Origin of the sequence: Falsihalocynthiibacter arcticus (genome assembly GCF_000812665.2) — a bacterium.
GTDB classification, from domain to species: domain Bacteria; phylum Pseudomonadota; class Alphaproteobacteria; order Rhodobacterales; family Rhodobacteraceae; genus Falsihalocynthiibacter; species Falsihalocynthiibacter arcticus.
This window is the reverse complement of the sequence record NZ_CP014327.1, coordinates 2953853-2966062: the sequence shown is the minus strand read 5'-3', so window position 1 is coordinate 2966062 and position 12210 is coordinate 2953853. Positions and strand designations below refer to the sequence as shown.

At 54.5% G+C, this 12210-nt stretch carries 15 protein-coding genes and 1 tRNA gene; 6 read left to right on the top strand and 10 right to left on the bottom strand.

The genetic code is table 11. The features are described from left to right. Positions 1-73: 73 nt before the first annotated feature. Positions 74-1075: an IS30 family transposase gene (locus RC74_RS14640; protein WP_062628295.1), complete on the top strand. Its 1002-nt coding sequence runs from the start codon at positions 74-76 to the stop codon at positions 1073-1075. A gap of 45 nt (positions 1076-1120) precedes the next feature. Here RC74_RS14640 and RC74_RS14635 read toward each other — a convergent pair whose 3' ends face one another. Next, positions 1121-1720: a calcium-binding protein gene (locus tag RC74_RS14635; RefSeq protein ID WP_052274935.1), complete on the bottom strand. Its 600-nt coding sequence runs from the start codon at positions 1718-1720 to the stop codon at positions 1121-1123. A 507-nt stretch (positions 1721-2227) separates the two neighbouring features. On the opposite strand from RC74_RS14635, the gene RC74_RS14630 reads away from it, so the two are divergent. Next, on the top strand, positions 2228-2674 hold the full coding sequence (locus tag RC74_RS14630; RefSeq protein WP_039003164.1) for a hypothetical protein: 447 nt from the start codon (positions 2228-2230) through the stop codon (positions 2672-2674). Positions 2675-2827: 153 nt separating this feature from the next. On the opposite strand, the gene RC74_RS14625 is transcribed toward RC74_RS14630, so the two are convergent. The 6 genes from RC74_RS14625 to RC74_RS14600 form a co-directional block, all read right to left on the bottom strand. After that, positions 2828-3022 (bottom strand): hypothetical protein, encoded by a 195-nt coding sequence (locus RC74_RS14625; RefSeq protein WP_039003163.1) that lies wholly within the window; start codon positions 3020-3022, stop codon positions 2828-2830. After that, positions 3009-3326, bottom strand: a complete 318-nt coding sequence (locus RC74_RS14620; protein ID WP_039003162.1) for a hypothetical protein — start codon at positions 3324-3326, stop codon at positions 3009-3011. The genes RC74_RS14625 and RC74_RS14620 overlap by 14 nt, the downstream gene beginning before the upstream one ends. Then, positions 3326-3550 carry a glycoside hydrolase family protein gene (locus tag RC74_RS14615; RefSeq protein ID WP_417935190.1) on the bottom strand — a complete coding sequence of 75 codons (225 nt, stop codon included), beginning with the start codon at positions 3548-3550 and terminating at the stop codon, positions 3326-3328. Before RC74_RS14615 ends, RC74_RS14620 begins: the two co-directional genes overlap by 1 nt. A gap of 31 nt (positions 3551-3581) precedes the next feature. Then, on the bottom strand, positions 3582-3875 hold the full coding sequence (locus RC74_RS14610; protein WP_039003160.1) for a hypothetical protein: 294 nt from the start codon (positions 3873-3875) through the stop codon (positions 3582-3584). Between the two features lie 115 nt (positions 3876-3990). Next, positions 3991-4965: a tyrosine-type recombinase/integrase gene (locus tag RC74_RS14605; protein ID WP_039003159.1), complete on the bottom strand. Its 975-nt coding sequence runs from the start codon at positions 4963-4965 to the stop codon at positions 3991-3993. Between the two features lie 151 nt (positions 4966-5116). Beyond that, positions 5117-5200, bottom strand: a tRNA-Leu gene (locus tag RC74_RS14600). A 300-nt stretch (positions 5201-5500) separates the two neighbouring features. Between RC74_RS14600 and RC74_RS14595 the strand changes: the two genes are divergently transcribed. Further along, positions 5501-5968, top strand: coding sequence for a Hint domain-containing protein (locus RC74_RS14595; protein ID WP_169798744.1), 468 nt, complete (start codon positions 5501-5503; stop codon positions 5966-5968). Here the strand turns inward: RC74_RS14595 and RC74_RS14590 are convergent. Next, complete coding sequence (locus RC74_RS14590; protein ID WP_039000111.1) at positions 5949-7469, bottom strand: bifunctional ADP-dependent NAD(P)H-hydrate dehydratase/NAD(P)H-hydrate epimerase; 1521 nt, start codon at positions 7467-7469, stop codon at positions 5949-5951. The two genes, RC74_RS14595 and RC74_RS14590, sit on opposite strands and share 20 nt — an antisense overlap. Positions 7470-7715: 246 nt before the next feature. Here RC74_RS14590 and RC74_RS14585 point away from each other — a divergent pair, with 246 nt between their 5' ends. Then, on the top strand, positions 7716-8054 hold the full coding sequence (locus RC74_RS14585; protein ID WP_039000112.1) for a P-II family nitrogen regulator: 339 nt from the start codon (positions 7716-7718) through the stop codon (positions 8052-8054). A gap of 58 nt (positions 8055-8112) precedes the next feature. Then, complete coding sequence (gene glnA, locus RC74_RS14580) at positions 8113-9519, top strand: type I glutamate--ammonia ligase (protein ID WP_039000113.1); 1407 nt, start codon at positions 8113-8115, stop codon at positions 9517-9519. 20 nt (positions 9520-9539) lie between these two features. Here glnA and RC74_RS14575 read toward each other — a convergent pair whose 3' ends face one another. Further along, on the bottom strand, positions 9540-10322 hold the full coding sequence (locus tag RC74_RS14575; protein ID WP_236939944.1) for a heme-dependent oxidative N-demethylase family protein: 783 nt from the start codon (positions 10320-10322) through the stop codon (positions 9540-9542). 163 nt (positions 10323-10485) lie between these two features. Here RC74_RS14575 and RC74_RS14570 point away from each other — a divergent pair, with 163 nt between their 5' ends. After that, positions 10486-11709, top strand: coding sequence for a bifunctional alpha/beta hydrolase/OsmC family protein (locus RC74_RS14570; RefSeq protein WP_039000114.1), 1224 nt, complete (start codon positions 10486-10488; stop codon positions 11707-11709). Here the strand turns inward: RC74_RS14570 and RC74_RS14565 are convergent. Continuing rightward, the gene (locus RC74_RS14565; RefSeq protein WP_236939943.1) at positions 11678-12109 is read right to left on the bottom strand and encodes a DUF6314 family protein; all 432 of its coding nucleotides are present in this window, start codon (positions 12107-12109) and stop codon (positions 11678-11680) included. The genes RC74_RS14570 and RC74_RS14565 overlap by 32 nt on opposite strands. Positions 12110-12210 lie beyond the last annotated feature (101 nt).

Genomic DNA, 12210 nt, shown 5'->3' with positions numbered 1-12210 from the left:
GATCCTGGTGCGCGCTACCTCCAACTGCGACTCTTGTTAGAAAACAGTATGTTATCTGACAGGAGGAATCGGTATGGGAACGACTTATACACAGCTTAGTATCACAGAGCGCCGCAGAATTGAACGCTGGAAGCACACAAAAGTCCCTGTTGATGAGATGGCGCGTGTGCTGAAGCGTTGTCGATCAACAATTTACAGAGAATTGAGACGCAATCACTTCTCAGATGAAAGCTTGCCCAAATACGCTGGATACTATGGTGAAGCGGCTCATACGAAGACGGCAGATAGGCGCGCAAGGCAGCGCAAGCTAATTAAACATCCGAGCTTGTGCGACAGCGTAATTAGACAGCTTAAGAACGGTTGGACACCCGAGCAAATTGGCAATCGGATGATCCTCGAGAAAGCGCCGCTAAGGGTCTGTCAGGAAACGATTTACCGCTACATCTATTCCAAAGACGGCATGAACCAAGAATTGTGGTGGTATCTGCCGACGCATCGCATGTCGCGAAAACCACGCCGTGCGCGCAAACGCCAGCCACCTAAGTTCCATCGCGATGTCAGTATCTTGTTCAGGCCGGATGATGTTGCTCACCGGCGTCAGTTTGGCCACTGGGAGGCAGATTTAATGTTGTTCAAACAAACGCTTGGACAGACAAATGTCACAACTCTAGTTGAACGCGTGAGCCGCTTCACACTGATCTTAAAGAACCCAAATAGGCGCACTAAGCCGGTCATGGGGAAAATCATGAAGGCAATCAAAGACTTGCCCCATGTAGCGCGCAGATCCATTACTTTTGATCGTGGCACTGAGTTTGTTTCATGGCCACATCTGCAAGCTGAAATTGGCACGCTGACCTGGTTCTGTGACCCCTCTTCACCGTGGCAGAAAGGCACCGTCGAGAACACTAATCGAAGGGCTAGACGTTGGTTGCCCCGCAAACGGGACATCCGAAGATTGACGGATCACGACATCAAAGAAATCAGTGACCGCCTGAATAGCACACCCCGCAAATGCCTCGGCTGGAAGACACCAGCTGAAGTCTTCCGCGAAAAGATGTTGGAAGAAATGCGATGAAGCCCCTACCCTACGGCCTAACAAGAGTCGCACTTCAAGCATCGCTCACACTTTGGGAACGTACAAAGTGTCACTGCCACTACCACCGGCTGCATATGTCGTATTTAGTCCAGCATAAACAATGTCGTCCCCGTGGCCGCCAATCAGATTTCCAGAACCGTTATCAGCATACAGAATGTCGTCGTCATGTCCTCCATCGAGGTTATTATTGCCGTCACCACCATGAAGGATATCATTCCCTTTGCCGCCATCTATGTTGTTGTTGCCGACGCCCCCAGTAAGAATATCGTCGCCATCGCCACCGTCTAAAGCGCCGCCATCTAAACCGTCATCAACAAACGTATCGTCACCAGATCCGCCTATATATCCCGATGCATCCAATCCGACAGAGCCTCCGACAGTACTATTCCCATCATTTCCTTCGAATTGGACAACCTCACTGAACGATCCACTAGCCAAGTCGCTGTCAGAAAAGGTCCAATTATAACCAGCAACATTAAATTCAATCGAATTCCCTGTAATAGTGATATCGACTTGATCGTTCAACGCACTAGCATCAATTGTGCTGTTCGGCCCGATATCAAGCCCTGACCAGAACGAAGGATCGTAAAAGTTTGAAGTCGTAATTACGATAAAAGCAGGCATTTAAAAAAGTGCTCCAAGCAAAACTATTGTTCTAAAATTCGAGTGGTAAATTTGAAATGTGGTTGTACAGTGGCATGACTCAATAAATCCCCATTTTAAGCGGAGTTCTGTTGCAAAGTTTTCCTAAGGCGGTTCGAAAGCGCTCGTCTTTGGGCCTTGAGCCAACCACCTTACTATGCTCCATCAACAACCTTTCCAAACCTAGCCAAAGGTTGGAGAAATTCACCTGTCCAAAGATAGCAGCCATTCGTGGTATTGTAAAACGTCCATAGGTTTGGGTTCGGAACTGCCTTTCGCTGCGTGAAGTACGAATGACAGCTACAAAGTTTTTTTGCTAAAGCAATGATTTTTTTCACCATTTCTAGGCATTGTTAGAATCAAAGAGGGGTTTTAAACGGTGCGCATATTTGGCGAAAAATGCAGCAAGGCTTTTAGGCATAAGTTTGGCCCAGAACATCAAGAGCCTTTAGGCAACTTCGACAAGCGGACAATTCAGATTGGAAAAAAATGTTAGACGGCAGCGCGCGAAGTATTGCGCAAGATTTTCTAGATCGCCAAGGCGAGGCAACGATTTCGGGTGATGTCGAGGCGACCTTGGGCTGGTGCGATATCCCTTGCACTCTTGAAAGCATTGAGGGACGGGCGGTGGCGAAGAATGAGGCAGAGATGCGTGCCATATGTGTAGCATTTATCAAGAACCTCAAGGAAAAGCGGCTGACGTTTATGGTGCGCAACTGTGTTGAAGCAATTTTGAAGGATGATGATACAATCTGGGCAGCCTATGAAACCCGTTACGTCGCAGAAGGCAATTTTCGAACTGAAGATCCATATGTCGGGTTTGTTATTCTCCGACGCAAAGAGGACAGGTGGAAAATTAGCACAATGCAGTTTGCGGTTAGCAGTAACAGCCCAGCAAATGCCACATTGAGGAAATGGGCGAGCGAACAGAACTGAACGCTCCTAATATGTTCGATAGAATTTAGGGTCCCCTTACGGAAGTCCGTTTGGGCCGTTCGGGTTTACTAAACCAATGGCGAATTTGCCGTCGGTGACGCCGGAAAGAGTACAGGTACGGATAGGCACGGGTATCTGGTTTTTTTCTGCCCCCTATTGGAATCCGACAATTGCGGTATGTTCGATCGTCCAGTTTGCCAGCGCCCCATGCCGATCGGCGCAGGTGATCAAATCACTACCAATCCGCCCCAGTGCAATTTCGATGTCAGCTTGGCTCTTTGCCCCTGGTGCGAGCCGTGGTTTTTCACAGGGCGCGAGCAGCTCGGCATCAGGCCTAGGGGCGCGCATCCCAGAGGGCGCGGATCCGTTGCACGCTGTCAGCATCAACAGCGCAGCGATCGGCCCCCATTGCTTCAATGGCTGCATCTTCAAAATCCTCCTGAAGCGCTGCACGCGCAGCGCGTTCCCTGTTGAGTTCGGCGGCGATGCGGGATGTTTTTTCGGCAAGGTTGAACAACTCAACGTTTTTGCGCTGTGTCGCCGCCTGCACGTCCTGCATTGCCGCCTTTGCACCATGGCCCCGCCCAAGCCCATAGACGGCTCCGAGCGCCGCCAAAACGGCCAGAAGGAGCCAAGGATTTGGAAGACGCATCACCCCAACCCAGACAAGCACAGCTTGCGCTCGGCTCCGCGCCGGTTGCTCAACCCACGGATCACCCTGCCACCAGCCCTATTCCAGCGTGGCAATTCATGGCAGGCCCCCAGCAGATCGCCCGCGTTCACTTTACGCACCAAAGTGGAGCGACAGGCCGCACCGACACCGACATTCCAGGACCAGGCCATCATCGCGATCTTTGTGTTGACGGGGATTTCCACCGGCGAAGCCAAACAGCGATCGAGCTGGCGCTCATTCGCCAATACGATACGGTACCCAACTTGAGTGATAGTCTCCTTTGTGCCAGCCTATCTTTTGAAACGCGATTGCTTTGAATTCATTCTTGTTAATCAGAGCAGTAAATTCTGCTTTAGACAGATATCCACTGCAATGGGCTTTCCCGCCAATCAGTACTAGCTCTATTTGCGACTTATCGTCGTCCACTTCGGAACCGCCCCCATCAGGTTGTCGCATCACAGACTGAGGCAAAGGGCGTACCGTTTCGATGTCTTTTCTCATTTCACTCTTTTCTCTGTTCGTTTCCATGTAGAGTAACCAACGTTTCTGAACGATTGCCAAAATCAGCCATTTGCGCAAGCGCAGCGAAAGCCTATTTAGTCCGCTCAGTAGACATCGTTTCTGACTGCTTCGAACGGCAGCCCTACCCCAATCGCTGCGCCAATTGCTCCGCAGTTTCGTTATAATAAATCTGCAGCATCCGAATATCTTTATGTCCCACAACCCGCGCTAGGCTCAACACATCGAGCTTCGAAGCCATCCGCGTGATGGCTTCGTGCCGGCTATCGTGAAACGTCAGGTTCTTGATCCCTGCCCGATCGCGCACGCGCCGAAACAGAACGTCCAGATTGGCACTCTTCACGGCAAAACACGCCCCACCCGTCTCTCCAACGGGAAGCGCTTTCAGAAGCGCCACAGCCGCAGTTGAGAGAGGCACAGACCGCCCCGTGCCATTCTTGGTCATTTCCAACTTGGCAACCCGCGTCTCAAAATTCACATCATCCCAAACCAGCCCGACAATTTCTCCGGCGCGCATGCCGGTCTCGATCGCAAATTGAAATGCATGGATCGCCCGACCGATCTGCACGCCCAAATCGCCACCACCATTTTCAATCAACAACGCAATTTCTTCGTCGGAAATCCGTCGGTCCCTGGGGTTGGGCTTGGTAGGTTTCCGCACGTCCGTCATGGGGTTAACTTTGATGATCCCCCATTCCTTACGCGCAATGCTAAACACGCCCGACAAGAGGGTCATTTCCCGATTTACGGTGCCGGCCGCCACTTCGCGCAATCGCATGTCGCGCCAATTCGCAATGTCGATCGGTTGAACATCGCGCAGGACAACATCCCCCAAGGATCCTCTGGCAATCTTTTCCAGACGCAGCTGCTCCCACTTCGCACCCCGCTTTGACGGCGAGACTTCCCGCGCATAGCGCAGCAACGCATCGCGCATGGTCTCAGTCGATCCCGAAACCTCTCCTTCTCGAATCAAGAACTCTTGGCGCGCGGCCCAGTCTTTGGCATCAACCCGCTTCTCAAATGACTTTGATTTTCGTATACCTTGCATGGCGACTTGCGCCTGCCATTTGCCAGTTTGCAGCTTTTTAATAGACGCCATTTTGAACTCCCCCACTCGGAAAATTCGTAATTCGTTCGTAGTAACATGTCAATTTTAATGGATTTTAGCGCAAATCAGTACGAAGCGTTCATCATAAACCCCTGTATAACCTTATATAAATAAGGGATATCACTGTATAAGGGGAAAATAGTGGTGCGGGTGAGAGGACTCGAACCTCCACGCCTCGCGGCGCCAGAACCTAAATCTGGTGCGTCTACCATTCCGCCACACCCGCACTCATGGGACCGAGGCCACCATTCGCGTCCTTCTAGCCTAGAGGTTTCCCCTATGCGAGTGGAAAATGCGCCAATATTAAAGTTTTTTCGCCGTCCCGCCAAAAAGGCTGCCCCCAATGCGAGTCTTCAGGGCAACATCAATCAAATATTAACGAATTTCCGCCAAAAAAACCTCAGTCTTCCCCTTTGTGCCCTAGGTTGAGGGAAAACCTTGAGGCAGGTTAAAAGAGAGCACGTCTATGAAACCGAAAACGGTCCGACGCGCGCAAACAAGGAACGCTCCCCAGGCGTGCCTTGTGATGAATCTTGCGCGGAAAATTGAAGACACTGGGCCAACTTTGCCGTCCGGCTTTGCGACGGGAAGTATTGTCCTGACGCTGAAGGGCGAAATGCTGGTCGAGCATCTGCGCGCGGGGGACCGCATTATCACGCGCGATATCGGCATGGCGCAGCTCAAAGCCGTCACCACCACCCGCTCCGACTCGGCCTACCGCATTCGCGCCAGCGTCTTGGGGCATGATCGTCCCGCAAGCGAACTTCTGGTCGCCGAAGGGCAACGCATTCTACTGCGCGACTGGCGGGCAAAAGCGATGTTTGGCGAGGCCGAAGCTTTGGTCCCCGTAAGCCGCCTTGCGGACGGTCACTTCATTGCACGCGAAACCTCCACAGAGACTGTATTCTATGCACTTGAGTTTGAAACGCCGCATATTCTCTATGTGGACGGTCTCGAAGTCGCTAGCGCGCCGCCTATCCGTGTAAGCGCCTAAGAACGCTCGGTAAAACCTCCGGCAAGTCCTCGGAAATCAACCCCGCTCCAAAAGTGCGGGCGCAGTCCACATGCAGCCAAGCTGCCGTCTGCGCCGCCTCATAGGGCGCAAATCCGCGCGCCAGAAGCCCCGTGATAAACCCCGCCAAAACATCCCCCGCCCCCGCCGTTGCCAACCACGGCGCCGCGCATTCATAGGCGGCGGCGTTAATACAAGCCCGCCCCTCTGGGGTCGCAATTACCGTATCCGCCCCTTTCAACAAAACCACACTTCCCGCTCGTGCAGCAGCCTCTCGCACAGCATCAACCTTGGTACATCCTGCCGACAAATGCTCTGCGATATCCGGAAATAACCGTGCAAATTCGCCCGCATGGGGCGTCAAAACACATGCCTCATGCAACACCTCAAACAAATCCGCAGGGGCCGTTGCAAACGCCGACAAGCCATCGGCATCCACCACGCTCGCGCGCCGCGCCAAAAGCACCGCCCGAACCAGACCCCGCGTTTCGGCGCGGCTCCCGAGCCCCGGCCCCACACAAAGCGCGTTGATCCGGCTATCTTCAAGGATTTCCGTCAACCCCGCCCCATCCGCAACCCGCGCCAGCATCACCGCATTAAGCTGGCAGGCGTTTTCCAGAATCGCCGCCGGAGGGCACCCAAGCGTCACCAACCCTGCGCCAATCCGCAAAGCCCCGCGCGCCGCCAGCCGCGCCGCGCCGCCGTGGCCGACACCCCCACACAGCACAAACGCATGCCCATGCGAAAACTTATGCGCGTCGCCTCGTTTTTGGAGCCTTTCCACATTCGGGCCTGCCAAACACACGGCCTCTTCCGGCACGCAAAAAGCGTCCAACCCGATATCCTCTATCACCAACCGCCCGCAAGCCGCTGGGCCATCCGCCAAGTAATGCCCCGTTTTGGCCCGATGAAAACTCACCGTCAGATCCGCAGAAATGCATGCGTCAACGTCAGTTTCCCCCACATACCGGCCACTATCCGCGCTCAATCCGCTTGGTACATCCACCGCAACAACCTTAGGAAATCCGGCGGCACTTTTGCCCTTCAGGGCCAATGCCGTTTTCTCAAGCCCTTCTAACTTCCGCGTAAGTCCCGTGCCAAACAGGGCATCCACCACCAACTCTGCCGCCTCAAATACCGGCTCCCCCAATGGATGCACCGCGCCAAATGTACACCAACGCTCATAGTTCGCCTTGGCGTCGGGCGGAAGCCGCGCAGGATCGCCCCACAAACAAACTTCCACCTCCCAGCCCCACTCCCGCAGCAAACGCGCAATCACAAAGCCGTCGCCGCCATTATTTCCCGGCCCACAGAGCACAACTGCGCGCCCGCCGGACTGCGCAAATTCTGGCCATTCCTCGAATATAGCCGCCACCACGCCGCGCCCTGCCCGCTCCATCAACTCAAGCCCTGTGACCACACCCGACGTGATCGCAGCCAGTTCAATACCGCGCATTTGCGCCGCTGTTATAAGGTCCGTCATAGTTCCACATTCAAACCTGTTCCTGAGGACGCCAAAGCCTCCATTGCGAAAACGCTGGGTCCACGTTGCGTTAAAAGTTTTCACACTGCCGCATTTTCGGGCAAATCGCACAATTAACGAACTTCTACCTCAAATTCCCCACCCCCACCGTGGATGCGTCAGCATAGCCAATTGTTCCCCGATTAGGAAAGTGTTCTGAACACTTCGACAGCGGAGATTCCCCGACCCATTCAAAGGAGACGCACAATGAAAAAGATTGAAGCCATTATCAAACCATTCAAATTGGACGAGGTAAAAGAAGCGCTCCAAGAAGTTGGCGTTCAGGGTCTTTCAGTAATTGAAGTCAAGGGTTTCGGCCGTCAGAAAGGCCACACAGAGCTTTACCGTGGCGCCGAATATGTTGTCGATTTCCTGCCCAAAGTGAAAATCGAAATCGTGCTGGCCACCGATCAGGTAGATGCCGCAATTGAAGCCATTATCAATGCTGCTAAAACCGATAAAATCGGCGATGGCAAAATCTTTGTGTCCTCTGTTGAACAGGCCATCCGCATCCGGACCGGCGAAACCAACGAAGACGCACTGTAAATTAACAACGCCGCGCAAGCGGTTCTAATCTAACACAAAATAGAGGGAAGAGATCCAGATGAGCAAAGCTGCCGTTCTCAAACTTATCGCAGACGAAAACGTTGAATATGTGGACATTCGCTTCACAGACCCACGTGGTAAATTGCAACACGTAACAGTCATCGCTGACCAAGTTGACGAGGATTTCCTCGAAGACGGGTTCATGTTTGACGGCTCCTCCATCGCTGGATGGAAAGCGATCAACGAATCCGACATGAAATTGATCCCAGACACAAACTCTGTCTATATGGACCCTTTCTATGCGGAAAAAACTCTCTGCATTCACTGCTCCGTTGTTGAGCCAGATACAGGCGAAGCTTATTCCCGTGACCCCCGCGGCACAGCGGAAAAAGCCGAAGCTTACCTCATCTCCTCCGGTGTTGGAGACACGTCCTATTTCGGCCCAGAAGCTGAATTCTTCCTCTTTGACAACGTGCGTTTCTCGACTGCGATTAACAAAGTGTCTTACGAAGTTGACGCGCTTGACGCCTCTTGGAATACAGACGCCGAAGTCGAAATGGGCAATATGGGCCACCGTCCTGGTCTCAAAGGCGGTTACTTCCCTGTAAACCCAATCGACGATGCTCAAGACATTCGTTCCGAAATGCTCTCCACAATGAAGCGCATGGGCATGAAAGTTGACAAGCACCACCACGAGGTTGCCTCCTGTCAGCACGAGCTTGGTATGATTTTCGGCACGCTCACAGAGCAAGCGGACAACCAGCAGAAATACAAATACATCGTGCACAACGTGGCCCATGCCTACGGCAAATCCGCGACCTTCATGCCAAAACCAATCTATGGCGACAACGGCTCTGGTATGCACGTAAACATGTCGATCTGGAAAGACGGCAAGCCGCTCTTTGCTGGCGACAAATACGCGGATCTCTCCCAAGAAGCTCTGTACTTCATCGGTGGTATCCTCAAGCACGCCAAGGCTTTGAACGCCTTCACAAACCCATCGACAAACTCATACAAGCGTTTGATCCCTGGTTTTGAAGCTCCCGTTCTGCGCGCTTACTCCGCCTCTAACCGCTCTGGTTGCGTACGTATCCCGTTCGCTGAATCCCCCAAAGCAAAACGCGTTGAAGCGCGCTTCCCTGACCCCGCGGCAAACCCCTACCTTTGCTTTGCGGCTTTGTTGATGGCTGGCCTTGACGGCATCCTCAACAAAATCGATCCCGGCGCGGCGTCCGACAAAAACCTCTATGACCTGCCACCAGAAGAGCTTTCTGGCATCCCAACGGTTTGTGCGTCCTTGCGTGAGGCCCTTGACGAGTTGGCAGCAGATCACGACTTCCTCCTCAAAGGCGACGTGTTCACAAAAGACCAAATCGAAGGCTACATGGAACTCAAGTGGGAAGAAGTTTACACCTACGAGCACACACCACACCCTGTTGAATTCGCAATGTACTACAGCTGCTAATTTATAACAGTTTCAATATCTTAAAGGGCGTCTTCGGGCGCCCTTTTTCGTTGTTCGAACGCCTCTGATTGCGCGGGTGTGAGGGCGGCGCGGCGTAGCAAATATGTGTGGATCGAAAACACCACCGCGCCGGAGCTCGGCAGCCGCAGAAGGCTCTGGCGCTCGCTGCGTAAATAGGGCTCGTGCTCCCCATGGATTTCGCGCGGCGCGGCCTCTGTGCGTGGATGAAACAACTCCGCTGCGTCATAAAACAACGCGTTCGCCCGCCACAACGGCGCCTCGGGACGGATGGCCTCAAGCAGGCGCTGCACCCGTTTAGCAAGGTCGGGCATATAAGTGTCCACAGGCGCATGAATGCCCAAAAGCGGCCGCCCCATTTTTTCTCTCAAGGTCCAACTCGCGGGAAAACACAGCACCGCCGCCCGCAACACATACTCTCCATCCTGCGGCACAAGAATGCAAAAATCCTCCTGCACGATCTGCGCCAGCGTCGCCAAAGGCGCGGCGCGATCCACCGCAACCTGCACCCCATCCGCACAAATCACCGCCTCCGCCGTCACCTCAAAATCCGGACGCGCCGCAAGTTGTGCCAAAACAAAATCCAGCAATTCGCTTCCCAACACGGGCGACGCTTCCACCAAAACATCCGTCGACCTCTGCGCCAGCAACTCCCTCCGCAACGCCATCTGCGGCCCGTAAACCTCCGAAATCTGAAGCCAATCCGCAAAATCAAGCGGCGCAATTCCGGGCATACGCGGCGCACAGGCACGCGTGACCTGCTCAGGCGGAAGGAACGTATTCAAGATCTCAATCATAACGCAAGTTTAGGCGACCCCGCCCCGAACACCAGCCCAATTTCGACCTCACATTCTCCTCCGCCGCCTCACCAATGCGTGAGGTGCCCCCGTCCCCCTTGCCCAAATCGCCCCCGCACCCCATTCTCAAATCCTGCAACAAGGAAGTCCAATGCCCCCCCAAAAACTCACCTTTGTCGGCCATGATGGCCACAAGCTCGCCGCCCGTTTTGATCGACCCGACGGGCCGCATTTGGCGACCGCGATTTTCGCGCATTGTTTCACCTGTGGCAAAGACATCCCTGCCGCCCGTCGGATTTCTGCGCGCCTTGCCTCAATGGGCATTGCCGTTTTGCGTTTTGATTTCACGGGCTTGGGACATTCCGACGGTGAATTTGGCAATACAAACTTCACCAGCAACGCCCAAGATCTCTTGGCTGCTGCGGCCCATCTTGAGAGTATCGGCTCCCCCGCATCCCTCCTCATCGGCCACTCTTTGGGTGGCGCGGCGGTTCTGCGCGCGGCGCTCTCCTTACCCAACATCAAAGCCGTGGCCACCATCGGCGCCCCCGCCGATCCGTCGCATGTGGCGCATTTATTTGACAATGATCTCGCGACCATCAACGCCCAAGGCTCCGCCCAAGTCGAACTTGGTGGCCGTCCGGTTACCATTGGCAAAACCTTCATCGATGACATCGCCAACGCCTCCATCCTGCCCGATTTGGCCCAGCTCAAAGCCGCGCTCATGGTCCTGCATGCGCCGCGTGATGAAATTGTCAGCATCGAAAACGCCGCCGATATTTTCACCGCCGCCAAACACCCGAAAAGCTTTGTAACCCTAGATAGCGCCGACCATCTTTTGACCCGCCCCGAAGATGCCGAATACGTGGCCGAAGTGATTGCCACATGGGCCTCGCGCTACCTCAGACTCGCGCCCCCCGCCCCGCCGATTGGCGCGCCCGAAGGGATTGTGCGCGTCTCGGAGGCCGATCCGACGGGCTTCCTGCAAGACGTCACCTCCGGCCCGTTTCATCATGCATTGGCCGATGAACCCCACGCCTATGGCGGCACAAATCAGGGCATGTCGCCCTATGGTTTCCTCGCCGCAGGCCTTGGCGCCTGCACTTCAATGACCATCCGCATGTATGCCCGCCGCAAGGGCTGGCCGCTGGACTCGGTTCAGGTCGACGTGACCCATAACAAGGTCCACGCCCAAGACGCCTGTCAAACCACGCCGCAAAACATTGATAGTTTCCATCGCGAAATCCACCTCACAGGCTCCCTCGATGCGACCCAACGTGCGCGCCTTCTGGAAATTGCCGACCGCTGCCCCGTGCATCAAACCCTTGAGAAAAAATCCCACATCACGACGGCTCTGGGCGAGAAACTGGACTGAAACGGCTCACCATCACATAGTCTTTGCGCGGCCCTGAAACGCGCCAGCGCGAAGACCAGCGTGGCCAATCGGCGAAATCATAGGCCACTTGATACACGTCAGGATCGCAATAGTGCGTGGCCGCCGTTTGGGCGGGGGTAAAGCTGTGAAACGGACGCCCATCGGCAAACAAAACCTCAATCTCGCCCGCCGCCTTGCGCCAAAAATACCGCCGCTCCGCCTGAAGCACCGCCGCCCCAAGATGCAGCTTCCCAACCTCGCGATAGGCCAAGCCCCCCTCGGCCGCGCAAAACCACGCGCGCCCCGAAAACCGTCCCGCTTGCCCCGCAATTTCGCTCTGAATTTCGCGTTCCAACGCCCATTCGCCGCTAAAATCCATTAAATCTGGTGAAAAACTCACTTTGTCACGTCCCTTTACGCCGCGTGGCCTTGCCGCCTGTGCCCCGTCAGTCTATGAGAAGCCGCGCGCCTCTGCCATGTCTGTTTCCCTAAAAAAGGCTA